Annotated in this window: 25 protein-coding genes and 1 riboswitch; of the genes, 8 read left to right on the top strand and 17 right to left on the bottom strand. The window is 71.4% G+C overall.

The genetic code is table 11. The features are described 5' to 3' along the window. The first annotated feature begins 205 nt into the window (after positions 1-205). Both ASC56_RS20590 and ASC56_RS42015 read left to right on the top strand, forming a co-directional pair. A complete protein-coding gene (locus ASC56_RS20590; RefSeq protein WP_055492933.1) occupies positions 206-634 on the top strand; it encodes a hypothetical protein in 429 nt (142 codons plus the stop codon). A 169-nt stretch (positions 635-803) separates the two neighbouring features. Further along, positions 804-1,067, top strand: a complete 264-nt coding sequence (locus ASC56_RS42015) for a hypothetical protein (RefSeq protein WP_079102613.1) — start codon at positions 804-806, stop codon at positions 1,065-1,067. Here the strand turns inward: ASC56_RS42015 and ASC56_RS20585 are convergent. From ASC56_RS20585 to ASC56_RS20565, 5 genes are all read right to left on the bottom strand, one after another. After that, positions 1,030-2,202, bottom strand: a complete 1,173-nt coding sequence (locus ASC56_RS20585) for an acyl-CoA dehydrogenase family protein (RefSeq protein WP_055492932.1) — start codon at positions 2,200-2,202, stop codon at positions 1,030-1,032. The two genes, ASC56_RS42015 and ASC56_RS20585, sit on opposite strands and share 38 nt — an antisense overlap. Positions 2,203-2,458: 256 nt before the next feature. Then, positions 2,459-3,118, bottom strand: a complete 660-nt coding sequence (locus tag ASC56_RS20580) for a TetR/AcrR family transcriptional regulator (RefSeq protein WP_055492931.1) — start codon at positions 3,116-3,118, stop codon at positions 2,459-2,461. A 252-nt stretch (positions 3,119-3,370) separates the two neighbouring features. Continuing rightward, on the bottom strand, positions 3,371-4,729 hold the full coding sequence (locus ASC56_RS20575) for a peptidase C39 family protein (protein WP_055492930.1): 1,359 nt from the start codon (positions 4,727-4,729) through the stop codon (positions 3,371-3,373). Between the two features lie 195 nt (positions 4,730-4,924). Further along, entirely contained in the window at positions 4,925-6,466 is a 1,542-nt protein-coding gene (locus tag ASC56_RS20570; RefSeq protein ID WP_079102612.1) for an amino acid permease, read from the bottom strand. Between the two features lie 46 nt (positions 6,467-6,512). Further along, complete coding sequence (locus ASC56_RS20565; protein ID WP_199836031.1) at positions 6,513-7,469, bottom strand: hypothetical protein; 957 nt, start codon at positions 7,467-7,469, stop codon at positions 6,513-6,515. Positions 7,470-7,705: 236 nt separating this feature from the next. On the opposite strand from ASC56_RS20565, the gene ASC56_RS20560 reads away from it, so the two are divergent. Both ASC56_RS20560 and ASC56_RS20555 read left to right on the top strand, forming a co-directional pair. Then, entirely contained in the window at positions 7,706-8,371 is a 666-nt protein-coding gene (locus tag ASC56_RS20560) for a uridine kinase (RefSeq protein WP_234377002.1), read from the top strand. Between the two features lie 434 nt (positions 8,372-8,805). Next, positions 8,806-10,662 carry an AAA family ATPase gene (locus ASC56_RS20555; protein WP_055492927.1) on the top strand — a complete coding sequence of 619 codons (1,857 nt, stop codon included), beginning with the start codon at positions 8,806-8,808 and terminating at the stop codon, positions 10,660-10,662. Between the two features lie 130 nt (positions 10,663-10,792). Here ASC56_RS20555 and ASC56_RS20550 read toward each other — a convergent pair whose 3' ends face one another. The 9 genes from ASC56_RS20550 to ASC56_RS20510 all read right to left on the bottom strand — a co-directional run bounded on the left by ASC56_RS20550 (position 10,793) and on the right by ASC56_RS20510 (position 18,151). After that, positions 10,793-11,866, bottom strand: a complete 1,074-nt coding sequence (locus ASC56_RS20550) for a hemolysin family protein (protein WP_055492926.1) — start codon at positions 11,864-11,866, stop codon at positions 10,793-10,795. Continuing rightward, the gene (locus ASC56_RS20545) at positions 11,863-13,200 is read right to left on the bottom strand and encodes a hemolysin family protein (protein ID WP_055492925.1); all 1,338 of its coding nucleotides are present in this window, start codon (positions 13,198-13,200) and stop codon (positions 11,863-11,865) included. Before ASC56_RS20545 ends, ASC56_RS20550 begins: the two co-directional genes overlap by 4 nt. A gap of 236 nt (positions 13,201-13,436) precedes the next feature. After that, positions 13,437-13,892, bottom strand: coding sequence for a PH domain-containing protein (locus tag ASC56_RS20540; RefSeq protein ID WP_055492924.1), 456 nt, complete (start codon positions 13,890-13,892; stop codon positions 13,437-13,439). 14 nt (positions 13,893-13,906) lie between these two features. Further along, positions 13,907-14,755, bottom strand: a complete 849-nt coding sequence (gene hisG, locus ASC56_RS20535; protein ID WP_055492923.1) for an ATP phosphoribosyltransferase — start codon at positions 14,753-14,755, stop codon at positions 13,907-13,909. 54 nt (positions 14,756-14,809) lie between these two features. Next, entirely contained in the window at positions 14,810-15,082 is a 273-nt protein-coding gene (locus ASC56_RS20530; protein WP_055492922.1) for a phosphoribosyl-ATP diphosphatase, read from the bottom strand. A 34-nt stretch (positions 15,083-15,116) separates the two neighbouring features. Further along, the gene (ribH, locus tag ASC56_RS20525; RefSeq protein WP_055492921.1) at positions 15,117-15,602 is read right to left on the bottom strand and encodes a 6,7-dimethyl-8-ribityllumazine synthase; all 486 of its coding nucleotides are present in this window, start codon (positions 15,600-15,602) and stop codon (positions 15,117-15,119) included. A gap of 19 nt (positions 15,603-15,621) precedes the next feature. Then, complete coding sequence (locus ASC56_RS20520; RefSeq protein ID WP_055492920.1) at positions 15,622-16,911, bottom strand: bifunctional 3,4-dihydroxy-2-butanone-4-phosphate synthase/GTP cyclohydrolase II; 1,290 nt, start codon at positions 16,909-16,911, stop codon at positions 15,622-15,624. After that, complete coding sequence (locus ASC56_RS20515) at positions 16,908-17,552, bottom strand: nicotinamide mononucleotide transporter family protein (RefSeq protein ID WP_055492919.1); 645 nt, start codon at positions 17,550-17,552, stop codon at positions 16,908-16,910. The genes ASC56_RS20520 and ASC56_RS20515 overlap by 4 nt, the downstream gene beginning before the upstream one ends. After that, positions 17,549-18,151 (bottom strand): riboflavin synthase, encoded by a 603-nt coding sequence (locus ASC56_RS20510; RefSeq protein ID WP_055492918.1) that lies wholly within the window; start codon positions 18,149-18,151, stop codon positions 17,549-17,551. Before ASC56_RS20510 ends, ASC56_RS20515 begins: the two co-directional genes overlap by 4 nt. 147 nt (positions 18,152-18,298) lie before the next feature. Then, positions 18,299-18,429: riboswitch (FMN riboswitch) on the bottom strand. Between the two features lie 421 nt (positions 18,430-18,850). Between ASC56_RS20510 and ASC56_RS20505 the strand changes: the two genes are divergently transcribed. Further along, on the top strand, positions 18,851-19,612 hold the full coding sequence (locus ASC56_RS20505; RefSeq protein ID WP_055492917.1) for an SDR family oxidoreductase: 762 nt from the start codon (positions 18,851-18,853) through the stop codon (positions 19,610-19,612). A 147-nt stretch (positions 19,613-19,759) separates the two neighbouring features. Here the strand turns inward: ASC56_RS20505 and ASC56_RS20500 are convergent, their stop codons facing one another. Next, on the bottom strand, positions 19,760-21,157 hold the full coding sequence (locus tag ASC56_RS20500) for an ROK family transcriptional regulator (RefSeq protein ID WP_055492916.1): 1,398 nt from the start codon (positions 21,155-21,157) through the stop codon (positions 19,760-19,762). Positions 21,158-21,291: 134 nt separating this feature from the next. Here ASC56_RS20500 and ASC56_RS20495 point away from each other — a divergent pair, with 134 nt between their 5' ends. Then, positions 21,292-22,503, top strand: coding sequence for an MFS transporter (locus ASC56_RS20495; protein WP_055493016.1), 1,212 nt, complete (start codon positions 21,292-21,294; stop codon positions 22,501-22,503). Here ASC56_RS20495 and ASC56_RS20490 read toward each other — a convergent pair. Both ASC56_RS20490 and ASC56_RS20485 read right to left on the bottom strand, forming a co-directional pair. Further along, a complete protein-coding gene (locus ASC56_RS20490) occupies positions 22,463-22,921 on the bottom strand; it encodes a thioesterase family protein (RefSeq protein ID WP_055492915.1) in 459 nt (152 codons plus the stop codon). The genes ASC56_RS20495 and ASC56_RS20490 overlap by 41 nt on opposite strands. Positions 22,922-23,018: 97 nt before the next feature. Then, positions 23,019-24,293, bottom strand: a complete 1,275-nt coding sequence (locus ASC56_RS20485; protein ID WP_055492914.1) for an alginate lyase family protein — start codon at positions 24,291-24,293, stop codon at positions 23,019-23,021. A 122-nt stretch (positions 24,294-24,415) separates the two neighbouring features. Here ASC56_RS20485 and ASC56_RS20480 point away from each other — a divergent pair, with 122 nt between their 5' ends. Then, positions 24,416-25,843 (top strand): uracil-xanthine permease family protein, encoded by a 1,428-nt coding sequence (locus ASC56_RS20480; protein WP_055492913.1) that lies wholly within the window; start codon positions 24,416-24,418, stop codon positions 25,841-25,843. A gap of 282 nt (positions 25,844-26,125) precedes the next feature. Further along, positions 26,126-26,800 (top strand): DUF5995 family protein, encoded by a 675-nt coding sequence (locus ASC56_RS20475; protein ID WP_055493015.1) that lies wholly within the window; start codon positions 26,126-26,128, stop codon positions 26,798-26,800. Positions 26,801-26,831: the final 31 nt, after the last annotated feature.

Raw genomic sequence — 26,831 nt, 5'->3', positions numbered from 1 at the left:
TTTGTGATGTGGTGGAGGGCGGGCAGTGAGCCGTCCGTGGGACACGACCGCCGGGCCCGGCACCTGCGGGCGGCATGTGACGAATGCCACAGCACCCGGACAGGCTTCGTGATGTCCTCGTGATTACCGCCGAGACGGGACGGGAAGTGCTTGCTGTGGTCGAGGCCACAGCGCCTCGCCGGCCCAGCCCGAGGGGGAGAGTCCCATGCAGAGTCTGAAGCGCCCTGGTCGTTCGGTGTCCAAGCGGCAGCAGCCGGTCGTCGAGCCCGAGCCGGAGGGCGTCGAACCCGCCGACGACGAGTTCGACGCGTACGACACCTTCGAGATGTACCGGGTGATCTGCCCGGACTGCGCGCAGCCCATCGCGCTCCTGGCGGACGAGGAGGTCCTGCCCGAGCACGCGCTGTGCGCCTCGCCGTGGAACCCGTTCGGTCTCACGGTCTGTGCCGGTACCGGCCGCGCGGCGGCCGACGCCCGGCCCGCGGACGAGTCCGCGGCGCCCCAGGAGCAGGACACCGCCCTGCTGTTGACGCTCCCTCAGGGGCTCGACTGGCGGATGCAGCCGTTCTCGCACGTCGGCGGCCCGGGCTCGCACCCGATGCGCACGCGGACGCTGCGGCGCCAGGCCGCCTGAGCCTCGCGGCCGGCCCGTCCAGCCTCACCCGTCCCAGTGGCGCCCGATAGCGCCCGGCGGCCCGACGCGTCCGCAGAAGGCACGTCATGCCCCCGTACGAGCCCCTGGGGAACTCACGCCCGATTGCCGGGGCCGGTGACCTGTGCGCAGGCCCCCGCGTTCCCCATGTATGACCCCCACACAATCGGCGACCGGGCGTCGGCGGCGGGTGTTCGTTCCCGCACCGCCCGAATGGCTTCCACCGCCGCAGCTCCCCGATCCGCCCATCTACCGTGCGCTGATGCGCACCTGGGCCGACCGCGGGCGCACGCTGCCCGGGCGCCACGACCCGGAGTGGGCGCGGCTCGCGGCGCCCCCTGCCGGGGTGAACCGGCGGGGGACGGGCCAGGCCCCGTTCAGCGCGACTCGGGACCAGCCAGGTGACGGGCGATGACCATCCGCTGGATCTGATTCGTCCCCTCGACGATCTGCAGCGCCTTGGCCTCGCGCATATAGCGCTCGACGGGGAAGTCCGCGGTGTAGCCGTACCCGCCGAGCACCTGGACGGCATCGGTGGTGACCTTCATCGCCGTGTCGGTGCAGTGCAGCTTCGCCATCGCCGCCTGCTTGGCGAACGGCCGGCCGGCGTCACGCAGCCGCGCCGCCGCCAGGTACAGCGCCCGCCCCGCCTCGATCTGGGTCGCCATGTCGGCCAGCAGGAAGCGCAGCCCCTCGAAGTCGGAGATCGGCCGTCCGAACTGGCGTCGGTCGGTCGCGTACGCGAGGGCCTCGTCGAGGGCCGCCTGGGCCAGGCCGATGGCGCAGGCCGCGATGCCGAGCCGCCCGGAGTCGAGCGCGGACAGCGCGATCGCGAAGCCCTGGCCCTCCTCGCCGATGCGCCGCTCGTCGGGCACCCGCACCCCGTCGAAGTGGACCTGTGCGGTGGGTGAGCCCTTCATGCCCATCTTCTTCTCGGGCGCGGCACCGGTCAGCCCCGCGGCGTCGCCGGGGACCAGGAACGCGGTGATGCCGCGCGGGCCCTCCTCACCGGTTCGCGCCATCACGGTGTAGAAGTCGGCGATGCCGCCGTGGGTGATCCACGCCTTGGTCCCGGTGATCGCCCAGTGGTCGCCGTCACGGACGGCCTTGGTCCGCAGGGACGCCGCGTCCGAGCCGGACGATGCCTCGGACAGGCAGTACGCGCCCAGCAGACCGCCGCCGAGCATCGTGGGCAGATGCTCGACCTGCTGTTCCTTGGTGCCGTAGTGCGCGAGGGCATGGCAGGCCAGGGTGTGGACGCTGACGCCGAGGCCCACGGTGAGGCGGGCCGCGGCCAGCTCCTCCAGTACCTGCAGGTAGACCTCGTAGGGCTGGTCGCCGCCGCCGTACGCGGAGTCGTAGGGCAGGCCGAGCAGCCCGGATGCCGAGAGCAGCCGGAAGGTCTCGCGTGGGAAGCGTCCGGCGTCCTCCTCCTCGGCCGCCCTGGGGACGATCTCCCGCTGCGCGATGTCACGCACGAGCGAGATCAGGTCCCGGGCCTCCTCCGAGGGCAGTTCTCGGTCCACCGGCTGCGGGGCGCGGTCGGGCATGGCGACGCTCTCCTCCCTGTCGGGCACATCGGCGGACGTGCGCCTTGGGTGGGGCGGCGCCGCCAGGTCTCACTGGGCCCGGCCGATGCTCGCCGTTCCGGGTCGCGGAAGCGGCTGACCAGCGGCTGTGGCGCTTGGAGTATGCCCGATCGGAGGCACCGCGTCACCGGTTAACGATCGCTTACTTCAAGAAAGCCGTGCCGGGCGACGGCGGGCGGGTCCGCGCCATTCATGTGAGGGCTCCCGCCCGCGGCGGTCAGGCCTCCCGGCGGGCGGGAGACGGGGCCGGGTACCCGGGTTCCAGTTCCTCGATGGCGCGCAGGGTGCCGCCGAGCGTCTTCACGAGCAGTTCCCGCATGGTGTCGCGGGACAGTTCGGGGCGGTCGATCCAGTCGAGGGTCGCGCCCTCCACACTGCACACCCAGCCGAGGAGCCCCATGCGTGCCAGCGGGGCGATGTCGCGCCGGTCGTAGGCCCCCTCGGCGATGGTGGCGACGATCGCCTCCCGCACCCCGTCCCGGATGGCGTGCACCTGGGCGTCGAACCCCACGCCCCCGCTGACGATCGTGCGGTAGGCGGCCTGGTTGTGCTCGGCGTAGCGCAGATAGCGGTCGATGGTGCGCTGCACGCGCTCCACCGGCGGCAGGTCGAGACCGCCTGCCGCCTGGGTGACGAGATCGCCCACGGAATCCTCGACGATGGCGAGGTAATACCCGCGCTTCGATGTGAAGTAGTAGTAGATCAGCCCTTTGGCCACCTGGGCGTGGCGCGCGATGTCGTCCATCGACAGCGCGTCGTAGGAGGTGTCGGCGAACAACTTCCGCCCGATGGCGATGAGTTCGGCGCGGCGCGCGAGGGAGCGATCGGTACCGCGCATCTGGGGGTGTACGGCACCTCGCTGTTGACTACTGTTCAATGTCAGCCCAAGCCTCCGGCTGCCGACGGGACAGCGGCAGTATTGCAGAACGACACCCGTCGGCATGTTCGACTCAGTCGACAGGTCGGACACTGTTCGGCATATGCCCCCGGCCGATGCGGGACATGGGTGACCGCGCGGCTCAGAGCAGGCCGAGCTGTGTGATCAGCATGGGGGTCCCCCTGCTCGAAGTCACACGCGGGCCCCCGGATCTCCCGGGGGCCCGTGGGTCGCTGCCGGGGTTCCGCGGTGTCAGCGGACGCCCACCGCCGCGAGCGCCTTGCGCTGCCGCGAGTCGGGATGGGCCGGGAAGTACAGGTAGCAGACGCCGCCGGTGCCGGAGACGACCTTGCCGGAGGCGTTGTAGCGCTTGGTCCTCAGCCAGATGTTCTCCCACTCCCGCCGCTTGTAGACGCGGCGCACCGCCTGGTCGTCGGGCGAGGCCGGGTCGTTGGCGATGACGTCTCCGCCGGCGGTGAAGCCGATCACGGTCATCAGATGGCCCGAGGTGCCGTACCCGGCCCCCGTCAGCTCCCCCTTCAGGAACGACTGGGAGGTGATGGCCGGGATGCCCGCCGCGATCAGCGTCTCCAGGTCGGTGAGCGAGGACAGCCGGGTGACCACGCCCTGCAGGTCCTTGAACGTCGCCGCGTAGGCCGCGTTGAACGGCCAGTTGCCGCAGCCCTGGTACTGGTAGTCATAGGTGGAGCGGGCGGCGTGGCAGACCTGCGGGTCGGCGTAGGACGGGTCGACCCAGGACAGCTGCTGCGGGGTGAGCCTCCGGCCCCAGTACTCGATGATCATCTGCGATGAGGTGGGGCTGCACCAGGCCTCGCCGCCGTTGTCGTACTCGGGGTACTGCCCCTTGTGGATCTCCTGCGAGTAGCGCGGGACGACCAGTTCCCGGACCAGCCCGGGGGTGGAGGCCGGGACGGTGAAGCGGTCGGGGATGTCGGAGCCCATGACGCCGAGCCGCCACACGGTCGGGGTGCTCTTGCCGCCGGGCCGCCGGTAGAGGGTCAGGCGCAGACGGCAGGACACCAGGCGCAGGCCCGAGGCGGCGTCCGCGATGGCGAAGGTGTCGGTCCCGATGCTGCTCTTGCCGTCGGTCTGGTTGTCGACGGAGGTCCGCCGGATGTCCTGGTCGCCGGCCGCCCAGCGGCCCATCACGTACCAGGGGGTGGTCGTGCCGTCGGAGTAGGTGCCCAGCAGTTCGACCTGGAGCCAGGTGCCGGCCGGGGTACGCGCGTTCCAGGATGCGATGGCCTCGGTCGAGGGCACGCCGAGCCGGTGCACCGGGGAGGTCCAGGTGGCGTACTCCCAGGTGGTGGTCCTGCCGGTGTGCGGATCGGTGTAGTCGGTGCGGCCGGCGGGGACGGCGATCTCCACGCCGGGGCGGGCGCCGGACACGGCACGGACGCCCTGCGCGGTGCCGCTGCGCCAGTCGGTGTACGAGGTCCAGGCGCGGTGGTCCACGAGGCTCGGGGATGCTTTCGTCGGCCGGGCGGCCGGGGTGGCCGCGGCCGCCGGGCCCGCGGCGCCGGTCGCCGTGGCCGTGGCGACCGCCGCGGCGATGATGGTTCTGCGGGACGGCTCTGCGGCTCTGGTCATCGGTGGGTGACCCCCAGTTGTCCGGAAGCAGCGGTCGAGACGCACGGTGTGCGCCAACTATGGCCCTCGCGCGCGCACTTCTGCCAGCACTTCGGCCGTCGGCGCGGCGACCGACATTGGTCGCGACCACTGGCATGACCTGGGGTGCCGTGGCCCCGGCGAACACGGTCGCCGTCCGCCGGGCCACGGCACCGCTCAGACCAGGTCCATCGCCGCGACCTCGTCCGGACGGCCGTAGCTGACCGGCCCCTGGAAGCGGCGCCGCGCGGTGGCGAACCACCACACCGTGGCCACGACCAGCACGACCGCAAGAGCGATCGGCGCGTAGTTGAAGGAGTCGACGGTGATCGGGGATGCCTGCGGCAGCATGAACAGCACACTGCTGAGCAGGATCCAGGCGACGGCGAGGACTCCGATGGGCGCGCTCCACCGTCCCAGGTGCCAGGGACCGCGCCGGAACTCGTCACCCAGGCGCAGCCGCAGGAAGATCGGCACGGCATAGGCGAGGAAGAGTCCCACGACGTTGACGCTGACGATGGCGGTGAAGGCGGTGTGGGACCACCAGCCGGGCAGCACCAGGACGAGCGAGCAGCCGACCGCGAGCCAGACCGCCTTGACGGGGGTACGGGTGCGCGGTGAGACCGAGTGCCACCAGTGGGAGCCGGGCATCGCGCCGTCCCGGGAGAACGCGAAGATCTGCCGTGTGTTGCTGGTCAGATTGGCCAGACCGCAGAAGAGCATGGCGCCGATGACGATCAGCAGCAACACCTTTGCAGTGCCCATGCCAAGCCCATCGATGAGGATCTGTACGGGCGGCGCCGAAGAGGCGGCGACCTTGTCGTAGTCACCGATGCTGTACACGAGAGCGAGGAGGAGGATCAGACCGGTGACGGCCGAATAGCCGATGGAGCGGGTAATGCCCCGGGGCGCGTTCACCGTCGCCCGGACCGTTTCCTCGGACATGTGGAAGCTGCCGTCGAAGCCGGTGAAGGTCCAACTGGTGACCAGCAGTCCGAGCATGCCTCCGTACAGCCCGTTGGTGAAGCCGGTGTTGTTCACGAAATGCGTGACGTACGACGCCGGCCGGTGCTCGTGCGGCCCCGCGACCAGCGCGCCCACGATCACCACGAGCCCGATCAGCAGCCACCAGACGGAGATCCGGTTCAGGACGGCGACGAGCCGCACGGTGTAGGTGTTGGCCAGCCCCTGGACCACGATGACCAGCGCCGTGATCAGCACCGTCTGGTGCGTGGTCGGCCGGTACGAAGGCCACTGCAGGGCGAGGAACGCCTGGATGAAGGTGGCGGCCGCGTATCCGGTGGCCGCCGTGCCGCCCACCTGCCCCACGAAGTTCAGCCAGCCGGTGTACCAGGACCATGCGCCCCGATGGCGTTTGGCGAGTTTCCCGGCGGAGAAATACAGCGCCCCGCTCGTCGGGTACGCGGAGGCCACCTCCGCCATCGCGGCACCGATGAACAGCACCATGACCGAGACGCCGATCCAGCCGAAGACGAGTATGCGCGGGCCACCCGCGCCCATTCCGAATCCGAAGGAGGAGAAGATCCCGGAGAGGATGTTGATGATGGTGAACGATATGGCGAAATTGTCGAAGGCCTGGAACCGCCGGGTGAGTTTTCGCGGATATCCCATCGCATGCAGGGTCGCGTCGTCGTCGATCGCGACGGGTTCCCGACCCGCATGTCGTCTCGTACGGGGCACTGACGTCCGTTCTGACACAACCGGACCTTTCTGTGGGGGGTTGACCGGAAGGGAGATCGACGGTTCAGGCGGCTCCCGGCACGGGCAGTCCGCAGGCGCGACGGGCGCGCGAGAGCTGCTCCTCGGGGTCGCCGAAGACGCTCCAGGGCATACGGGAGGCGTACGGCCCCATGGCCATGAGGACGGCCCGCGCCTCGAACTCGCGCTGGCCCATGACCAGCGCGTGCGCCAGGTACGCCAGATCGAGCACCGGCGTGAAGCGGTAACCGGAGACCGCGGGCAGCCAGTTCTGGTAGATCGCGAGCGCGGTGGAGCGCCACTGGGGCTGCTCCCAGACACGGTCGGCCAGCAGCCGCGAGGGGTCGTAGCTCTCGACGAGCGCGACCAGGGGCAGCAGACGCAGCGGCGAGACGGCGGGCGCCCGCTGGCCGAGGAAGGCCGCCACGTCCCAGGCGGCGTTCACCGAGCCGCCGTGGCGTACGAAGAAGTAGGCCAGGAACCGGTGGTGGCCCTCGCGATGGAAGGGGTCGAGCCGCAGGATGTGCGAGAACAGCTGCCAGGGGCCCGGCGGCGCGGTGAGCAGCCCCTGCGGGGCCGGCTCCCTGATCTCGTGCAGACGCGCCAGCGACAGCCTGGCCACCCAGGGGGTGGGATCGTACGGCGCCATGACCGTGGCGCGTTCGCACGCGTTCAGCGCGATGCGCTCCAGCGCGCGGCCCCGCTCGTCCCGGGCGTCGGCGGCACGCAGCGCCCGCAGGACGGCGACACGGGCCCACACCAGCGCGGCCTCCGGGGTGGGCTCCTCGGCCAGCCAGCGTTCGGCCAGGTCGGAGTCGGCGGCCTCGGAGGCCAGTACCAGGGAGCGATGGGCCCGCAGACCGGCGTCCTCGCGCGTCTCGACGAGCAGTTCGTACGCGCTCAGATAGCGACCGGCCCGCACTTCCACGCATACGCTCGCGAGCTCGCGGTCGTCGGCCGCCGGATGCCACACATACTGCCCTTCGAATAACCCCGCGGCCATGCTCCCCTGTCCATCCCCGTACGACACGACGCAGTTGTGCACCAAGCACCCTACTCACCATCGGGCGCAACCGGAACGGAGATTCCCAAATGCCTGCTCCTATGCGGTCTCCCGATCGGGGCGCGAAAGACCGCGCCAGTGATTGAGGAATGAACTGTTCAATGCGACACGGCTTCATCGGCGATGACAGGCGCCTCGCCGCCCGGACGGCCGCGCGAGTTTTACATGCGCGTAAAGTGTTCTTCCGAAATACCCCAATCCCCCTCACCCCGGGAATCGTCATTCACGTCCTCGCCTCCCGCCTGCGGCGGCTGCCACCGTCCTGCGGCCCGGTCCGCCTCGTCGGCGTCGACGGGCACGCCGGCTCCGGGAAGTCCACCTTCTCCGGGCAGTTGGCGGCCGCGCTCGACGACGCGCCCGTACTGCACCTCGACGACATCGCCACCCACGAGGAACTGTTCGCCTGGACGGAGCGACTGCTGCGGGAGGTGGTCGAGCCGCTGGCCCGCGGCGAGGTCGCGCACTACCGCCCCTACGACTGGCGGACCCGGCACTTCGGCCCCGCCCGCGCACTGCCGCCCGAACCCGTGGTGCTGGTCGAAGGGGTCGGCGCCGGCCGCCGGGCCCTGCGCCCGCATCTGGCGCGGCTGCTGTGGATGGAAGTGCCGAACGAGGAGGCATGGACGCGCGGGCGGGCCCGGGACGGCGAGGAACAGCGCGCGTTCTGGGCCGAGTGGGTCGCGGCGGAGCGCGGGCACTTCGCCGAGGACCCCTCGCGTCCTTTCGCCGATCTCCTGGTACGACAGGGGACCGAGGGGTATGAGGTGCTTCAAGGGCCCGCCGGGGCCTCTGGTCCGGACCAGGGCCTCACCCACAGTGACGGATCATCGGCAGTGTGCTGAACTCGTGAAGGCCCTTGCGGGAGAACTTCCTTGAGTGCTCCAAGTCGGCTTGACCGGGGGACCGTACAGGTCTTACGTTCTCAATGTGCGGCTTTCGAAGTCGCCCCCAGACGCGAAGCCCCCGGTTGTTCCCCCGTGATCGGGGGCTTCGTTCTGCCCTGAGCACCTTCCCCGGGCGCCCGGCGGCGTGGTTCGCTCACCCTCGGTCACCACGCGGAGTGCGCCCCGTCTGCCCCCACCTCGCCAAACGGCCTGTGCGGCACCCTTCGGTGCGCCACCGCCCCGCAGGTACGATGCCTCTCGGTGCGGCCTTCGAACAACGCTGCTCCGCGCACCGTCGCAACTCCGGTCCGCGGCACAGCGGTTCGAGCAAGGCGGCCACCGGGCACGGGCCCGGCGGTGAACCATCGGGGGCACGGTTTGTGGGGGACGTGATGGACTTCGGCACGCAGGGCCCTCAGGCCCCGGCCGACCTCGCCTGGCTGCGAGGGGTCGACGCCTACACGATGGGCGCCTATCCGCAGGCGGAGGAGGAGTTCCGCGCTGCCGTCCGGATGGACCCGGGGATGGCGGACGGCTGGCTGGGGCTGCACGCGCTGCGGGTCGACACGACGACCGCGCTGCTGCGGATGTTCCGCCACCGGGACCGCTTCGGGGAGCAGCGCGCACGGCACCGCCGCACGCTCAACTCCTGGTACTGGCTGGGCTGGTGGGTGCAGCCGGTGCTTGAGAGCCCGCGCGACCTGCTGCTCGCGCACGCCTCGCACTGGCTGGACGGCCGCCACGTCCCCGAGCTGGACCGGGCGCTGGCCGGACTGCCGCCCGTGGACACCGACCCCCAGGTCCGGTTCCTGCACGCCTGCCGCGCCTACCTGGTCAAGGACTGGGAGCAGTTGATCCGGCACACCGATCCGCTGATCGACGACCCCATGCTGGGCATCGAGGCCGGGCTGTTCGGGGGGATGGCCAGGGTCCGCCTGGAGATGTACGGGCAGGCGGAGCCGCTGCTGTCCGCCGCCCTGATGCGCTGCCGCAGCGAGCAGCCGCAGCGCAAGGAGCTGCGGTACTGGCTGGCCCGGGCCCACGAGGGCACGGGCCGCTCGGCGGCAGCCCTTCCCCTGTACCGGGCGGTGCACCGGGTGGATCCGGCGTTCATGGACACCTCCGCGCGGCTCGCGGCCATCGCCGAGGGAGACGGGTACGACGAGTCGGGCGACCTCACGGCGATGGCGTTCGCCGGGGGCGGGGACGCGCTTGAGGGGCCGGACGGTCTCGATCCGCTCTTCGACGCCGACGGCCGTGATGTGAAGCTCTCCGATCCCGAACCTCCTCCGGGTGGGCTGCCGGCACAGAGCGACCTCGTACGCGAGAAGGCCTCGGTACCGGCCCAGCCGTTGCCCGCGGGGCCCACGGACCCGGCACTGCTGGAGGAGGCGCTGGCCGAGCTGGAGCGCATGGTCGGACTTGAGCCGGTGAAGCGCCAGGTGAAGGCGTTGTCGGCGCAGTTGAACATGGCGCGGTTGAGGGCGGGCCAGGGCTTACCCGTGCAGCCGCCCAAACGGCACTTCGTCTTCTCCGGCCCCTCGGGCACCGGCAAGACGACAGTGGCACGCATTCTGGGCCGCGTCTTCTACGCGCTCGGACTGCTCGGCGGCGACCACCTGGTGGAGGCCCAGCGGGCGGATCTGGTCGGCGAGTACCTGGGCCAGACCGCGGTGAAGGCGAACGAGCTGATCGACTCGGCGATCGGCGGCGTGCTGTTCGTGGACGAGGCGTACTCGCTGTCCAACTCGGGCTATGGCAAGGGCGACGCGTACGGCGACGAGGCACTGCAGGTGCTCCTGAAGCGGGCCGAGGACAACCGCGACCACCTGGTGGTGATCCTCGCGGGCTATCCCGAGGGCATGGACCGCCTCCTGGCCGCCAACCCCGGCCTGTCCTCCCGCTTCACGACCCGGGTCGACTTCCCGTCGTACCGCCCCTTGGAGCTGACCGCGATCGGCGAGGTCCTCGCGGCCGAGAACGGCGACGTCTGGGACGAGGAGGCCCTGGAGGAGCTCCGCTCGATCGCCGGCCATGTCGTGAACCAGGGGTGGATCGACGAACTCGGCAACGGCCGGTTCCTGCGGACGCTGTACGAGAAGAGTTGTGCGTACCGGGATCTTCGGCTGAGTGGATACCCCGGGGTGCCGACCCGGGACGACTTGTCGACTTTGCGGTTGCCGGATCTGATGCAGGCGTATGGGGAGGTCCTGTCGGGGCGGGGGCCGCAGGATCCTCCGGGGTTGTGACAGCCGCCCGGCAGCCGGTCGGTTCTGACGTCTTGCGGGTGCCGGTTCGATGCGGCTTGTCGCGCCCACGCTTGCGGAGCCGCTCAGGGACAGGGCCCCGCGCCCCTCTCGGGGCGCGGGGGACCCGGCATCAGCCCGGCACCGCTTCCTTCGGGGATTCGGCCATGCGGGGCTGCGGCGGGGCCTCGCGGTGGGCCGGGTCCCTGACCTCGCCCACCAGGAGTTCCAGTACGTCCTCCAGGGCGACCAGGCCGAGCACCCGGCCGGAGGCGTCGGCCACCTGCGCGAGGTGCGTGGCGGCCCGGCGCATCACCGTCAGCGCGTCGTCCAGCGGCAGCTCCGCGGCGAGCGTGGTCATCGGCCGCCACAGCTGCTGCGGCACCGCCCGCTCGGAGTTCTCCAGGTCGAGGACGTCCTTCACATGCAGATAGCCCATGAAGGCGCCGCTCCCCGCGACCACGGGGAACCGCGAGTACCCGGTGCGCGCGGTGAGCGCCACCACCTGGCCCGGCGTGACCGCCGGCTCCACGGTCACCAGCAGGTCCGGGTCCAGGAGCACGTCCGTCACCGGACGCGAACCCAGCTCCAGCGCGTCCTCCAGGCGCTCCTGCTCCACCGGGTCGAGCAGCCCGGCCTGGCCCGAGTCCTCCACCAGCTGGTTGAGCTGTTCGCTGGTGAAGACCGCCTCGACCTCGTCCTTCGGCTCCACCCGGAACAGCTTGAGGATCACCCTGGCGCAGGCGCTCAGCGCGACCGTCACCGGCCGGCACAGCCGCGCGAACGCCACAAGGCCCGGGCTCAGCCACAGCGCGGCCTTCTCCGGCGCCGCCATCGCCAGGTTCTTCGGCACCATCTCGCCGATCACCAGATGGAAGAAGACGACCGCGGCGAGCGCGATCACATATCCGAGCGGGTGAACCATCCCGTCGGGGACGTGCGCCGCCGCGAACACCGGCTCCAGAAGATGCGCCACCGTGGGCTCGGCGACCGCGCCCAGCGTGAGCGAGCAGACGGTGATGCCGAACTGGGCCGCGGCCATCATCTGCGGCAGCCGCTCCAGCCCGTACAGCACCTGTCGGGCCCGTGCGGTCCCGAGCGGCTCGATCTGACTGCGGCGCACCGACACCAGCGCGAACTCGGCGCCCACGAAGAACCCGTTGACGAGCACCAGCATCGCGGCGAACACCAGTTGGAGAAGGCTCATCGCACGGCCTCCGCGGTGACGGCGGGGGCGTCCGCGGTCTTCACCAGCCGCACCCGTTCGGCACGATAGTGCCCGACCTCGCGGACCGTGAGCCGCCAGCCCGGCAGTTCGGCGCGGTCCCCGGGAGCGGGGATACGGCCCAGCAGATCGGCGACGAGTCCGGCCACGGTCTCGTACGGCCCCTCCGGCACGTCCAGGCCTATCCGCTGCAGGACGTCGACCCGGCAGCTGCCGTCGGCGTCCCAGGCGGGACGCCCGTCCTCCGGCGGCGCGGCGACCAGTTCGGGCAGGTCCAGTCCGTCGTGCTCGTCGCGCACCTCTCCGACCAGTTCCTCGACGATGTCCTCAAGGGTGACGACGCCCGCCGTGCCGCCGTACTCGTCGACGACGACCGCGATGGGCTGCTCGCTGCGCAGCCGTTCCAGAAGGGGCTGCACGGGCAGCGTCTCCGGGACGAGCAGCGGCGTCTGAGCGATGCGGGTGACGGGCGTGCGCAGCCGCTCCTGCGAGGGCACCGCGAGGGCGTCCTTGAGGTGCACCATGCCGATGACCTCGTCGATCTTCTCCCGGTAGACGGGGAAGCGGGACAGACCCGTGGCCCGGGTCAGATTGACCACGTCCTCCGCCGTGGCGGACGACTGCAGCGCGCTCACCCTCACCCGGGGGGTCATCACATGCTGTGCGGTCAGCTCGCCCAGGGACAGCGTCCGTACGAACAGGTCGGCCGTGTCCTGTTCCAGCGCGCCGGCCTGAGCCGAGTGCCGGGCCAGGGAGACGAGTTCGCCCGGGGTGCGGGCGGAGGCCAGCTCTTCGGCGGGCTCCACGCCCAGGGCGCGTACCAGCCGGTTGGCGACCGCGTTGAGGGCCGCGATCACGGGCCGGAACAGCCGTGAGAACAGATGCTGCGGGCCCGCGACGAAGCGCGCGACCTGGAGCGGCCGGGACACCGCCCAGTTCTTGGGCACGAGTTCGCCGATCACCATCTGGGCGGCCGACGCCAGCAGCATGCCGACGACCACGGCGATGCCGTCCGCCGCGCCGTCGGGGATCCCGATGGCGGTGAACGGGCCGTGCAGCACCTCGGCGAGCGCCGGTTCGGCGAGCATGCCGACGACGAGCGAGGTGATGGTGATGCCCAGCTGGGTGCCGGAGAGCTGGAAGGACAGCTCCTTCAGCGACTCGACGACCGTACCGGCCCGTCGGTCGCCGTCGGCCGCGGCCTTCTCGGCGTCGGGCCGCTCGACCGTGACCAGTCCGAATTCGGCCGCGACGAAGAAGCCGTTGGCCAGGATCAGCAGGAACGCCGCTCCGAGGAGCAGCAGGGGGACGCTCATGATGCCGCCGCCTCCGCGTGGGCGCGTACCTCGGGGGTTCGGTACGCGCTATGTCGGCAGGGGGCGGCGCAGGTACTGCAGGACGATCCGTCCATCGCCGGAGGGAGTCACTCCTCGGATAGCAGGAGCCCCTGTGCACCGGGCGGAAACATCAGGGGCGGAGGCGCCATACGAGCGCCTCCGCCCCCCAGGTTAATCAAGACAAGGGCATGCGTGTCGGGGTGGACGGCCCTGAGTCAGCCCTGATGTCGCTTCGGAACGGCCGTGGAGCGCGCCTCGGCCAGTGCCCGGAGCGTGCGCGCGTCCTCGATCGCGCGCTGCCTGGCGATGCCCGGCTGGATGCCGAGGGCGGGCAGGCTGGTGCCGTCGCTGAGGTCGAGGAACACCCAGGGGTCACCGGGACGCAGGTTGACCTGGAGGATCTCCGCCCAGTCCAGGTGGCGCCGGCTCGCGATGTTGACGACGGTCACGCCGTTCTCCTCGGCGACGACCTTGGGCCGGGAGAGCAGGAGCAGCACTCCGCACAGGACCGCGGCCGTGAAGACGAAGCTGGCGCGCTCCGCGGGGGTGAGCTGCTCCAGCAGCATCGCGACCGTGGTGATGACCACGAATATCGCGACGCACGCGGTCAGCAGCACGGCACGGGTGCGGCCCGGCCGGAAGGTGACGGGGAGGGTGGGCAGGTCCGACATCGCCGTACGGTCCCTCACAGACGGCAGGCGTGGATGGCCGTGGTCAGGATGGCCCGGGCGCCGATGTCGTACAGGTCGTCCATGATCCGCTGCGCCTCCTTGGCGGGCACCATGGCCCGCACCGCGACCCAGCCCTCGTTGTGCAGCGGCGAGACGGTCGGGGACTCCAGGCCCGGGGTGAGCGCGACGGCCTTCTCCAACTGCTCGACCCGGCAGTCGTAGTCCATCATCACGTACGTCCGGGCCACCAGGACGCCCTGGAGGCGGCGCAGGAACTGCTGGACCTTGGGCTCCTCGGTGCCGGCGCCGGTACGGCGGACGACGATCGCCTCCGACTTCATGATCGGCTCGCCGATGACCTCCAGACCCGCGTTGCGCAGCGAGGTGCCGGTCTCGACGACGTCCGCGATGACCTCGGCGACGCCGAGCTCGATGGCGGTCTCGACGGCGCCGTCGAGGTGGACGACGGAGGCGTCGATGCCGTTGTCGGCGAGGTGCTTGGCGACGATGCCCTCGTAGGAGGTCGCGACCGTCATGCCGTTCAGTTCCGTGACGCCGTCGGCCGTGCCGGGCTTGGTGGCGTAGCGGAAGGTGGAGCGGGCGAAGCCGAGCGGGAGGATCTCCTCGGCGTTGGCTCCGGAGTCGATGAGCAGGTCGCGGCCGGTGATGCCGATGTCGAGGCGGCCCGAGGAGACGTAGATCGCGATGTCGCGGGGGCGGAGGTAGAAGAACTCGACCTCGTTCTCCGGGTCGACGATCCGCAGCTCCTTGGACTCGCGGCGCTGCTGATAGCCGGCCTCATGCAGCATCTCCGCCGCAGGGCCGGACAGGGAACCCTTGTTCGGGACGGCGATGCGCAGCATGAGGTCGGCTTCCTTCGTTCGTTCCGTGCTGTCTGTGCGTGTGTGGGGCGGGACTCAGAGGTGGGCGTAGACGTCGTCCAGGGAGATTCCGCGGGCCACCATCATCACCTGGACGTGGTACAGCAGCTGCGAGATCTCCTCGGCGGCCGCTTCCTTGTCCTCGTACTCGGCGGCCATCCAGACCTCGGCGGCCTCCTCGACGACCTTCTTGCCGATGGCATGGACGCCCTTGCCGACCAGCTCTGCGGTGCGGGAGGTGGCGGGGTCGCCGTGGACGGCCTTGTGCTGGAGCTCGGTGAAGAGCTCCTCGAACGTCTTCTTGGACATGGTGGTCCTAACCCTACGCGCTCCGGGCCAATCCTCAGTGCCAGGGCTCGGATACCGAGCGCAGCGTGGCGGCGGTCGCCACCGCCGCCGTCACGGCCTCGTGCCCCTTGTCCTCGCTGGAGCCCTCCAGGCCCGCGCGGTCCAGGGCCTGCTCCTCCGTGTCGCAGGTCAGCACGCCGAAGCCGACGGGGACACCGGTCTCGACGGAGACCTGGGTGAGGCCCTGGGTGACGCCCTGGCACACATAGTCGAAGTGGGGGGTGCCGCCGCGGACGACGACCCCCAGGGCGACGATCGCATCGTAGCCACGGCCCGCGAGGACCTTGGCGGCGACCGGGAGCTCGAAGCTGCCCGGGACCCTCAGCAGGGTCGGCTCGTCGATGCCCAGTTCCCGCAGGGCGCGCAGGGCGCCGTCCACCAGACCGTCCATCACCTTCTCGTGCCACTGTGCCGCGATGACGGCGACCCGCAGATCGCTCGCGTTGCGTACGGACAGCTCCGGTGCACCCTTGCCGCTCACGTCTCTCCTCAGTGCTCTCTTACTGGTTGCCGCAGGCGGACACGGCGGTCGTGTCCAGCCAGGGCAGGTCGTGCCCCATCCGGTCCCGCTTGGTGCGCAGGTAGCGGAGGTTGTGTTCGCCGGCCTGCACGGGCATCGGTTCCCGTGCGGTGACCTTCAGGCCGTGCCGGAGCAGGGCCTCGGTCTTGTCGGGGTTGTTCGTCATCAGGCGCAGGCCGCGCACGCCCAGGTCCTCCAGGATCTGGGCGCCCGCCGCGTAGTCCCGGGCGTCCGCGGGCAGGCCCAGCTCCAGGTTGGCGTCCAGGGTGTCGCGGCCGCGCTCCTGGAGCTCGTAGGCGCGCAGCTTGGACATCAGCCCGACACCGCGGCCCTCGTGCCCGCGCAGATAGACGACCACGCCCCGGCCCTCGGTCTGGATGCGCCGCATGGACGCCTCCAGCTGGGGGCCGCAGTCGCAGCGCAGGGAGTGGAAGACATCACCCGTGAGGCATTCGGAGTGGACGCGTACGAGAACGTCCTCGCCGTCGCCGATGTCGCCGTGGACGAGGGCCACGTGCTCGACACCGTCGACGGTGGAGCGGTAGCCGTACGCCGTGAACTCGCCGAAGGCGGTGGGCAGATGGACCTCGGCCTCACGGCGGACGGTGGGCTCGGAGGAGCGCCGGTGGGCGATCAGGTCCTCGATGGAGATGATCGTCAGGCCGTGCTTGCGGGCGAACGGGATCAGTTCCGGCAGGCGCAGCATATGGCCGTCCTCGCCCGCGATCTCCACGATCGCCCCGGCCGGACGCAGCCCCGCCAGCCGGGCGAGGTCGACGGCGGCCTCGGTGTGGCCGTTGCGGACGAGCACGCCGCCGGGCTTGGCGCGCAGCGGGAAGACATGGCCGGGGCGGACGAAGTCGCCGGGGCCCGCCTCTCCCCCGGCCAGCAGCCGCAGCGTGGTGGCGCGGTCGGAGGCGGAGATGCCGGTGCTCACCCCATGGGCGCCGCTCGCGTCGACGGACACGGTGAACGCCGTGCGCATGGACTCGGTGTTGTGGTCGACCATCTGCGGAAGCTGCAGGCGGTCGAGTTCCTCGCCCTCCATCGGGGCGCAGATCAGACCGCGGCATTCGCTCATCATGAACGCGACGATCTCGGGGGTCGCCTTCTCGGCGGCGATGACGAGGTCGCCCTCGTTCTCCCGGTCCTCGTCGTCGACCACGACCACCGGGCGGCCGGCCGCGATGTCGGCGATGGCCTGCTCGACCGGGTCGAGCGCGAAGTCCTCGATGTTGTCCGTGCTGTACAGGATCGGCGCGACCGTCATGCCGGGGCTCCTTCCAGAACGGGCCGCGCGGCCCTGCGGGAGCGCAGCCACCAGTCGCGCAGGCCCCACAGGACGAGCGCGCCGTAGATGACGTAGACGAAACCGGAGAAGGCGAAGCCGTTGGCGAAGTTGAGCGGGACGCCCACGGCGTCGACGAGCAGCCAGGCGAACCAGAACTCGACCATGCCGCGTGCCTGGGCGTACATGGCGACGATCGTGCCGACGAAGATGTACGCGTCCGGCCACGGGTCCCATGACAGCGCCGGGAAGGCGGTGAACAGGCTCGCCACGGCGAGCGTGCCCACGGCCGCGGCGCCCGCCAGGACCGCGCGCTCGCGCCAGGTGGCGAACCGTACGGCGATGTGGCCGTCCTCCGCCTGCCCCGTGCCGCTCTTCCACTGCCACCAGCCGTAGACGGCGACCACCATGACGACGACCTGCTTGCCGGCGCTGCCGGAGAGGTGGGCCGTGGCGAAGGCCGAGAAGAGGATGACGCCGGAGAGGAACTGCGCCGGCCAGCTCCATATGGAGCGCCGCCAGCCGAAGGCGAGGGCGACCAGACCGATCACGTTGCCGATCATGTCCGACCACTTGATGTGCTGGCCGAAGAGCGTGAAGGCCTCCGCATTGAGCCAGTTCACTTGGTGGCCCCCTGACCGGCCAGCAGTCGCTCGACGTACTTGGCGATGACGTCGACCTCCAGGTTGACCGGGTCGCCGGGCTGCTTGATGCCGAGCGTGGTCAGCGCGAGGGTCGTCGGGATGAGGCTGACGGTGAAGCGGTCGGGGCCGGCCTCGACGACGGTGAGGCTGATGCCGTCGACGGTGATGGAGCCCTTCTCGACCACGTAGCGGGACAGGTCCGCCGGGAGCGAGACCGTGACGAGCTCCCAGTTGTCGGAGGGCCTGCGCTCCAGGACGGTGCCCGTGCCGTCGACATGACCCTGCACGATGTGCCCGCCGAGCCGCGCGCCGACGGCGGTGGGCCGTTCGAGGTTGACGCGGGAGCCGACCGTGAGGGCGCCGAGGCTGGAGCGGTTCAGGGTCTCCGCCATGACGTCGGCGGTGAACTCGTCGCCCTCGTGCTCCACCACGGTGAGACAGACGCCGTTGACGGCGATGGAGTCACCGTGCTGGGCGCCTTCGGTGACAACGGGTCCACGGAGCCGGAAGCGGGAGGAGTCGCCGAGATTCTCGACGGCGGTGACCTCACCCAGCTCTTCGACGATTCCGGTGAACACTTCCCGGGTCCTCCTGCCTCTTTAGGGCACGGACTCCGGGGCCTGTCGATGACGACAGCAGACACGGGCGAGAACACCGGGGCGACGCCGGACAGAGCCCGTCCCTCTGGACGAGCCGATACGGCGGCGCGCACGAGTGCCCGCCCGCCGCGCACTGCCTCCCATCCGGACTTTAACCGTCGGTCCAGGAATTTCACCTGGTCAACCGGCCGCTGGAAGCGACCGGGTCGCGGACTGTAACCGCCGGTTCGGACTTTCACCGACCCCGGAGTGCGCTGCTTCTGGTACAGGCTCAGTGTGCCACGCCTGATCGACGCCATGCGGGTGAACTACTGTGTGCTGGCTCACATGTTCACATGCTGGACTTCTCGGGCCGCTCACACGGGGCTCGCACCGGCCGGCGACAGGAGCAACACCCGCCTGGTGAAGGGTGCTTGAGGATTGGTCCATACCTATTGACTGCCCTGGTCTAGTCCTCTTAGTGTCGGCGGTCCCGGCGCGCTACGCCGTCCACGAACGGCCCGGCGGCGGTGACGGAGGCCCTTGCCCCGCCGCCGGGCCCCCACACCGTGCCGCACGACCGCGGAGCGGCGACCCGCCTCCGCCTGAGCCGTGTCACATTCCGGATCCGCCGTCCCGTCGTAGTGGCCGGGAGGCACTCCAACAGGGAGCGCCCGGCGTCCGGAAGGGCGGAACAGCATGACCACGATCCTGGTGACCGGCGGCACCGGAACCCTCGGCCGGCTCGTCGCGGAGCGGCTGCGGACGGACGGGCACGAGGTGCGTGTCCTGTCCCGGCACGCGCAGCCGTACGCCGTCGATCTGATCCGGGGCGGCGGCGGCCTGGGCGCGGCGGTCGCGGGGGTGGACACGATCGTGCACTGCGCGAGCACGCCGCGCGGCGGTGACGAGAAGGCGGCCGCCCATCTGATCGCGGCCGCGCGCCGGGCGGGCGTGGGCCACCTCGTGTACATCTCGATCGTCGGTGTGGACGTGGTGCCGCTCGGCTACTACAAGGCCAAGTACGCGGTCGAGAGGCAGATCGAGGAGTCGGGGCTCGGCTGGACGATCCTGCGGACGACCCAGTTCCACGATCTGCTCGTGCAGATGTTCGAGGCGGTGGGCAGGCTGCCGGTGCTGCCGCTCCCGGCGGGGGTGAGCGATCAGCCGATCGAGGTCGCCGAGGTGGCCGACCGGCTGGCCGAACTGGCGCTGGGCGCGCCGGCCGGACGGGTCGAGGACATGGGCGGCCCCCGGGCGCGGACGTTCCCGGACCTCGCCCGCGCCTGGCTGCGGGCGACGGGACGCAGGCGGCCGATGCTGGAGGTACCGGTCCCGGGCAAGGCGTACCGCGCCCTGCGCAGCGGCGGCCACCTGACACCCGGGAACGAGGGCGGCAAGGGCACGTTCGAGGACCATCTGGCGGCGCGGTACGGAAGTGGGTCGTCCGCGCGGGGTTGACGCCCCACGGCGACGGACGCACGCCGCCGGCGCCCGGATGCTGCGGCGGCCGGCGAAACCCGGGCCGCCGGGCTGCGGCGCCCGTGGAGCCGACGCGCCGCCCGTGGAGTCGGCGCCGCCGCCCGGCGTGGCCCCGCGGATCGTCGCTCAGCGGGAGGGCGGTGTGAAGAGTTCGTCCTGGGCGCCGTCCCGGGCGGTCAGCAGCGCGCCCCGCAGCACCGCGCCGCCGCCCAGCGCACTCGCCCGTACCTCGGTCGGCAGCGGCGACATGCGCGCCAGCCGCTCCGCCACGCGCGCCGCGAGCACGTCCCCGCCCGCCTGACCGATCTCGCCACCGAGCACCACACAGCCGGGGTCGAGGATCGCGGTGACGGAGGCGGCGCCGATGGCGAGACGATCGGCGAGGGCGTCGAGGAAGCGCGCAGCGCGGTCGGCACCGGACGGGCCGGGGTTCCTGTCCGGCGCGGGCCCGGTGTGCCCGCGGGCGCCGTGCCCGCCGGGCGTCGCGACCGGCAGCGCGGCCCGGTCCGCCTCACCGGGCGCCGTCCCCGCGCCCGTCGCCGCATGGGTCGCCGCGCCGTGTGCCACGTCGGTCCCCGCTCCCCTCGCCGCGCCGGTCGTCGCGGTCCCCGCGCCCTCGCCCCGCGCGACCGCCGCCGCGGCCTGCCCCACCAACTCCGCCGCCACCGGCTGGCGTCCCGTGCCCGTCGTCAACAGACCGTGCCGCGCCGCCAGTTCCGCGATGGCCGACGCTCCCGCCAGGGAATGGAAGCCGCCCTCGCAGTCCCTCGCCGACGGCAGGGCTCCGGTGCCCGGGACCGGCAGGAAGCCGATCTCGCCGGTGCCGCCCGACGCGCCACGGCGCAGCGCCCCGTCCAGCACCACGGCCGCACCCGTGCCGTGCCCCAGCCACAGCAGCACGAAGGTGTCCCGGTCCCGGGCGACGCCCTCGCGCTGCTCGGCCAGGGCGGCGAGGTTGGTCTCGTTCTCCACGATGACACGGGCGGGCAGCCGCTCCTGGAGCGCGACGGCCAGACGGCGGTGCCACTCCGGCAGTCCCGAGGAGTCGCGCAGTTCGCCGCTGGCCGGGTCGATGAGCCCGGGCGCCCCGATCCCCACCGTGTGCAGCCGTTCGGCACCGGCCTCCTTCGCGGCGCGCTCCACCAGCGTCACCGCCTGCTCGACCGCGGGTCCCGTTCCGGTGTCCCCGCCGATCGGCACCGACGCCTCGGCGAGCACCTCGCCGAGCAGATCGGACACGAGGACCGAGACGCTCTCGGTACGCACGTCGAGCGCGGCGAGATGGGCGCGGTCGGCGACGATCCCGTACAGCCGTGCGTTCGGACCGCGCCGCTGCTCGCCCGACTCCCCCACCACCGCGACGAACCCGGCGGCGGTGAGCCGTTCCACGAGGTCGGCGACCGTGGGCCGGGACAGGCCGGTGAGCTGCTTCAACTGCCCGGCCGTCAAGGGACCTTCCTGCTGCAGCAGCCGCAGGGCGAGCCGGTCGTTGATGGCCCGGGCGGTGCTCGGGGATGCGGGCATGCCGGGATCCTTCCAGATCGGCGGGGCCGCTCACCCGGCGGCTCTTCCGCACCTATCTATCAGGCAGGGTTCCTGATAGTTTACGCGCGCAGTCCGGGCGGACACAGCCGGGAAGGGGGCGGACAATGAGCGAGATGACCGAAGGGGTCGGCCGTCGACGGGAGGTGAGGCGCGCCCGGTACGCCGTGGCCGCGGTGTTCGCCGTGCACGGCGCCGTCACCGGCTCGTTCGCGACCCGCGTGCCCTGGATCCAGGACCACGCGCAGGTCGGCCCGGGCCAGCTGGGATTCGCCCTCGCGTTCCCGGCGCTCGGCGCGTCCGTCGCGATGCCGCTCGCGGGCCGGATCAGCCACCGCTTCGGCGCCCGCCCGGCGCTGCGCGGACTGATCTCGCTGTGGACGCTCTCGCTGATCCTGCCGTCCCTCGCCCCGAACCTGCCGCTGCTGTGTGTGGGCCTGTTCGTGTTCGGCGCCTCGGCCGGCATGGCGGACGTGGCGATGAACGCGCTGGGCGTGGAGGTCGAGAACCGCCTCGGCAGATCGATCATGTCCGGTCTGCACGGCCTGTGGAGCACGGGCGCCCTGATCGGCTCGGCGGCCGGCACGCTCGCGGCGCACCTGGGCTCGGACGCCCGGCTGCACCATGCCCTGGCCGCCGCGGTGCTGACCGTGCTGGGCCTCGTCGCGTGCACCTGGGTCCTCGATCTGGGGCCCGCCGAGGACGAGGAACCACCGCCCCGGTTCGCACTGCCGCCCAAGTCGGCGCTGCTCATCGGCGCTGTCGGCTTCTGCGCGGTGTTCGCGGAGGGGGCGAGCCTGGACTGGTCAGCGGTCTATCTGCGTGATCGGCTGGACAGTTCGGCCGGCCTCGCCGCCGCGTGCACCACGGGCTTCACGCTCACCATGGCGATCGCGCGGATCGCCGGCGACCGGGTGGTGGACCGGTACGGCGCGGTGCGGACCGTGCGGGTCGGTGGCCTGTTCACCACGCTCGGGGGGCTGCTCGTCGTCGTCGCGGGCCACCCGGCGGTGGCGATGGCCGGGTTCGGGCTGATGGGTCTGGGTATCGCGGTCGTCGTACCGCTGTGCTTCGCTGCGGCCGGCCGCAGCGGCCCCAACCCGAGCCAGGCCATCGCGGGTGTCGCGACCATCACGTACACCTCGGGTCTGGTCGCGCCGAGCGCCATCGGCACCCTCGCCCAGGCCACCAGCCTGGTGGTGTCGTTCGGCCTGGTGACGGTGCTGGCGTGCGGGCTCGCGGGGTTCGCCGGCGTTCTGCGCGCGGGCGACCGCGACCGACCGAAGGTCAGTCGGCCGAGCGCAGCAGTTCCCGGCCCACGGCCCTGAACCGCTCGCTCCACGACGTCGGGCGCAGCGTCGCCGCGTCGAGCCGGACGAGGACCCGGGTGCCCTGCGCGTACGTCACCGCTCCGTCGGACGAGCAGAACCGGAACCCGTACGTCAGTCCGGTGTTCCCGAGCCGCTCCAGCCACAGGTGCACGGCGTACGCGCCCGGCTTGTTCACCGGGGCCTCGTAGGAGATCCGCAGCTCCTTGACGGCGTTGCAGAAGTCGCCCGCCGCCTCCCAGTCGCCGTCGAAGCCGAAGCCCCGCTCGTGCCAGAGGGTGGTCCAGGCGCGCTCGACCATCACCGGGTAGCGGGCGTTGTGGAGCAGGCCGAGCGCGTCCAGGTCGTCGAAGTGGACGACGACGGGGATCAGCCGGCCGTAGGACAGGACGGGCGCGGCCTGGGCTTCGGCGGTCACGGGTGGGGCTCCTCGGATCGGCCTGGTGAGGCGCTCGCGGCGCCGCGGCGCTGGACACGCCCATGGTAAGCGGTCGCTCAGCAGGCTCCCCCGTGGGTCAGCCCGCGATCGAGTCCAGCTGCTCGGCGGCCGGCCGCAGCGCCCAGAGGTCACCGCCGGGCGGTGTCTCCAGCCTGCGTACGGCCTGCCGGGCCCGGGCATCGCCCGCGTCCGCCGCCGCGTGCACGACGTCGGTCGCCGCGTAGCGATGGAACTCCAGTTCGGGGTACGTCCAGGGCGCGGCGCCGGTCGCGGCCGGCAGCAGATGGTCCACCGCCCTGAACAGGCTCTGCCCGTCCGGTCCCCGGTAGGACCACAGGTCCACGCCGACGTGCCGGCCGATGGCCGCGAGCCGGGTGTACGCCACCAGGTCGAAGGTCGAGTAGTGCCAGCTGCGCGTCCGGGCGAGCTCCTGCGGCTGGCTGCCGTCACCGGCGATCTGAGTGTCGATGCGCCTGGCACGCGCGTCCAGGACCGTCTGCCGGGCCAGCGTCTCGTCGCCGGTCGCACAGGCCAGGGCGGCGAGCTGCATGTCGTAGAAGGTGCCGTGGTTGTTCCTGGCCGCCCCCTCCTCCTTGCCGAAGGCGCTGTCCGTCAGCCAGGTACGGAAGGCGGTGTTCCACTCGCGCATCCCCGTCCGGTCGGCCGGGGACCAGCCGGGTGCGCCGGTGTCCAGGATGGCGATCGCGTCCAGGACGCTGGTGTAGGACTGCGAGAAGTCGATGATGCCGATGGCGCGGCCGTCGTACTTGCAGGGAATGAACTGTCCGTGGTTCAGGTCGGGGTTCATCCTCGTCGCCGGGTCGAGGAACCAGGTGCGCAGGACCTGGGCGGCCTTCTCGGCGTACTGCCGCTTCCCGGTGTAGTACCAGGCGAGCGAGAGGTCATAGGTCGAGTCGAAGACCTTCTCCGCGTCCTGGCGGTCGGTTCCGGTGTCGACCTCGGGGTTGCGCTGCCCGTCGCGCTGCACATAGGGGCAGCCCCAGGGGTTGCCGGCGGTCTTCGGCTGGGTGGGCCACCAGTACGGGGCCTGGCTGAGGTAGTCGTGGACGTCACCGCCGGGCGCGGGCTTCGGCTTGTCGACGACCGTCCAGGGGCCCTGGTCCAGCCAGGCGTCGGCGCGCGTGGTGAGGTCCTCGAGCGCCCGCCGCAGTCCGGGGTCTCCGTGGTGGAGCCGGAGTCTGGTCTGCTGGAGCCGGGTGCCGTCGAGGACGACCGTGCGGGGGGCCCTCGGTGCCGTGTGGGCGGAGGCGACGGGCACACCGACGGCCGTGCAGGCCGTGAAGGCCGTCACAGCGGCGAGCAGGGTGGCCAGGCGGGAGCGGGCACTCATCAAGACTCCGATCAGCTATGTGAATGCAGTTCATGAATGGGACCGTGTGAGCGTAGGACCGCCTGGTGCCCCTGACAATGGTTCGGACAGTTCTTCACGTACAGAGAAAGCGAAGCTTCACCATGGACCTCGGCGTGCGCTGGAAGCTGCACGGTGACGGGCACACACCCGCACCCGGAGCGGTCGTCCGACCCGACGAACGGCTCTCCTGGCCCCGCACGATCGGGCTCGGCGCCCAGCACGTCGTGGCCATGTTCGGCGCGAGCTTCGTGGCGCCCGTGCTGATGGGGCTCGACCCCAATCTCGCGATCATGATGTCGGGCGTCGCGACGGTGATCTTCCTCCTGGCCACCCGAGGACGGGTGCCCAGCTACCTCGGCTGCTCGCTCTCCTTCGTGGGAGTCGCCGCGGTCATCCGGGCACAGGGCGGCACCAGTGCGACCGTCACCGGCGCGGTGTTCGTGGTGGGCGTCGCCCTGTTCCTGGTGGGCGTCGCGGTCCAGCGGTTCGGGGCGCGGATCATCAACGCGGCGATGCCGCCGATCGTGACCGGCGCGGTCGTCATGCTGATCGGGTTCAACCTCGCGCCGGTGACCGCGTCGACGTACTGGCCGCAGGACCAGTGGACCGCCCTGCTGGTGATGCTGTTCACCGGTCTCGCCGTGGTCTGTCTGCGCGGCTTCTGGTCCCGGATCGCCATCTTCCTCGGGCTCGTCCTCGGGTACGGGATCTCATGGCTGTTCGACCGGATCCTCGGGAAGATCCACTCGGTGGACGCGAGCGGCAGGCTCACCGACCACTGGCGACTGGACCTGTCGGGCGTCGGCCATGCGGACTGGATCGGTCTGCCCCACTTCCACGGGCCGTCCTTCCAGTGGTCCGCGGTCCTGGTCGCCCTGCCCGTGGTGATCGCGCTGGTCGCGGAGAACGCCGGGCACGTCAAGGCGGTCGGCGAGATGACCGGCGACCCGCTGGACGACAAGCTGGGCACGGCGATCTCCGCCGACGGTGTCGCCTCCATGCTCTCCACCGCGGTCGGCGGCCCGCCGAACACCACGTACTCCGAGAACATCGGCGTGATGGCCGCCACCCGCGTCTACTCGACCGCCGCCTACTGGGCCGCGGCCGGCTTCGCCCTCCTGTTCGGGGTCTGCCCCAAGTTCGGTGCGATCGTCGCCGCGATCCCCGGTGGGGTGCTCGGCGGCATCACCGTGATCCTCTACGGCATGATCGGACTCCTCGGCGCGCAGATCTGGATCAACTCCAAGGTCGATCTGCGCAATCCGCTGAACCTGGTGCCGGCCGCGGCGGGCATCATCATCGGCGTCGGCAACGTCTCCCTGAAGTTCACCGACACCTTCTCGCTGAGCGGCATCGCGCTGGGCACGCTGGTCGTCATCACCGGCTACCACGCCCTGCGGGCCCTGGCTCCCGCCCACCTCAAGGCTCAGGAGCCGCTGCTGGACTCGGGCACCTCCACGTATGGCGAAGCGACCGGCGAGAAGGTCGACGCCTCCGTACCGGACACCGGCCGGCGCACCGGTTCGTAGCCCGCCGACGGGGCCGCCGACTGATCCTGCGGCCGACCGGGTCGCGCCGCTGGCCGTCGGGCCGGGGCGCCGTTGCCGTTGCGGCTGGTCTCGACGCCGTCGGAGCCCTCGGGCGCGGCGGCGCCCGCGCGGCCCAGCGGCGAGGCCTGTTCGACGGCCGGGTTCCAACCGGTACCGCTCACCCCCCTGTCCCCCGCATGGACCACCGGCGGGATCCCCCGTTCCGGGGAAGCCCGCGGGCCGGTGGCACTCCGGCCGACCCAGGGCTGCGACCCTGCCCTCATGGTGCTGTCGGAGCAGTTCACGACCGGAGTGGACGCGGTCGTCTCACGTATGCGCGCGCTCGACGAGGCCTGGCTGCCGCGGGACGGCGTCGCCGTCTTCAACCGCGTCTACCTCACCGTCACCGAGGAGGTCGACCGCCGGCTGGACGCCGGGTGCTTCCCGGACGCACGGGCCGCGACAACCCTCGACGTGCGGTTCGCCGAGCGGTATCTGTCCGTGGCCGAAGGGGGGCCCTTGCCCGCCTGCTGGCGGCCGCTGTTCCAGTTCCGGCGCCATCCGGGCGTACGGCCGTTGCAGTTCGCGCTCGCGGGCATCAATGCGCACATCGGGCACGACCTCGCGCTCTCCGTCGTGGACGCCTGTCGTACGCTCGGCTGCGAACCGGCCGATCTGCAGGACGAGTTCGACGGCGTGGGCGACATCCTCGTCTCGCTGGAGGAGCGCATCCGCGAAGATCTGATGCCGGGTCCCGACCTGCTCCACATCGCCGACCCGCTCACGCATCTGTTCGACGCGTGGAGTCTGGAACGGGCGCGCGAGGCAGCCTGGTCGGCGGCCCGTGCGCTGTGGGCACTGCGCGGACTGCCGGAGCTGGCCGGGGAGTTCGCACGGCGGCTGGACGCGGCGACGGGATTCGCGAGCCGCATGCTGCTCACACCGCTGCCGCACTGATCCACGTGTCCACGCCTGTCGCGGCCTGAAC

This window comes from Streptomyces sp. TP-A0356, from assembly GCF_001417775.1.
Taxonomy (GTDB): domain Bacteria; phylum Actinomycetota; class Actinomycetes; order Streptomycetales; family Streptomycetaceae; genus Streptomyces.
The sequence above is the reverse complement of the archived record's forward strand: the minus strand, read 5'-3'. Positions and strand labels throughout refer to the sequence as shown.

Excerpts from the sequence above, each read along its gene's own strand:
- ASC56_RS20590 (WP_055492933.1), top strand. The coding sequence starts at position 206 with ATGCAGAGTCTGAAGCGCCCTGGTCGTTCGGTGTCCAAGCGGCAGCAG.
- ASC56_RS42015 (WP_079102613.1), top strand. The coding sequence starts at position 804 with ATGACCCCCACACAATCGGCGACCGGGCGTCGGCGGCGGGTGTTCGTT.
- ASC56_RS20585 (WP_055492932.1), bottom strand. The coding sequence starts at position 2,202 with ATGCCCGACCGCGCCCCGCAGCCGGTGGACCGAGAACTGCCCTCGGAG.
- ASC56_RS20575 (WP_055492930.1), bottom strand. The coding sequence starts at position 4,729 with ATGACCAGAGCCGCAGAGCCGTCCCGCAGAACCATCATCGCCGCGGCG.
- ASC56_RS20565 (WP_199836031.1), bottom strand. The coding sequence starts at position 7,469 with ATGGCCGCGGGGTTATTCGAAGGGCAGTATGTGTGGCATCCGGCGGCC.
- ASC56_RS20555 (WP_055492927.1), top strand. The coding sequence starts at position 8,806 with ATGGACTTCGGCACGCAGGGCCCTCAGGCCCCGGCCGACCTCGCCTGG.
- ASC56_RS20550 (WP_055492926.1), bottom strand. The coding sequence starts at position 11,866 with ATGAGCCTTCTCCAACTGGTGTTCGCCGCGATGCTGGTGCTCGTCAAC.
- ASC56_RS20545 (WP_055492925.1), bottom strand. The coding sequence starts at position 13,200 with ATGAGCGTCCCCCTGCTGCTCCTCGGAGCGGCGTTCCTGCTGATCCTG.
- ASC56_RS20540 (WP_055492924.1), bottom strand. The coding sequence starts at position 13,892 with ATGTCGGACCTGCCCACCCTCCCCGTCACCTTCCGGCCGGGCCGCACC.
- hisG (WP_055492923.1), bottom strand. The coding sequence starts at position 14,755 with ATGCTGCGCATCGCCGTCCCGAACAAGGGTTCCCTGTCCGGCCCTGCG.
- ASC56_RS20530 (WP_055492922.1), bottom strand. The coding sequence starts at position 15,082 with ATGTCCAAGAAGACGTTCGAGGAGCTCTTCACCGAGCTCCAGCACAAG.
- ASC56_RS20520 (WP_055492920.1), bottom strand. The coding sequence starts at position 16,911 with ATGACGGTCGCGCCGATCCTGTACAGCACGGACAACATCGAGGACTTC.
- ASC56_RS20505 (WP_055492917.1), top strand. The coding sequence starts at position 18,851 with ATGACCACGATCCTGGTGACCGGCGGCACCGGAACCCTCGGCCGGCTC.
- ASC56_RS20500 (WP_055492916.1), bottom strand. The coding sequence starts at position 21,157 with ATGCCCGCATCCCCGAGCACCGCCCGGGCCATCAACGACCGGCTCGCC.
- ASC56_RS20495 (WP_055493016.1), top strand. The coding sequence starts at position 21,292 with ATGACCGAAGGGGTCGGCCGTCGACGGGAGGTGAGGCGCGCCCGGTAC.
- ASC56_RS20485 (WP_055492914.1), bottom strand. The coding sequence starts at position 24,293 with ATGAGTGCCCGCTCCCGCCTGGCCACCCTGCTCGCCGCTGTGACGGCC.
- ASC56_RS20480 (WP_055492913.1), top strand. The coding sequence starts at position 24,416 with ATGGACCTCGGCGTGCGCTGGAAGCTGCACGGTGACGGGCACACACCC.
- ASC56_RS20475 (WP_055493015.1), top strand. The coding sequence starts at position 26,126 with ATGGTGCTGTCGGAGCAGTTCACGACCGGAGTGGACGCGGTCGTCTCA.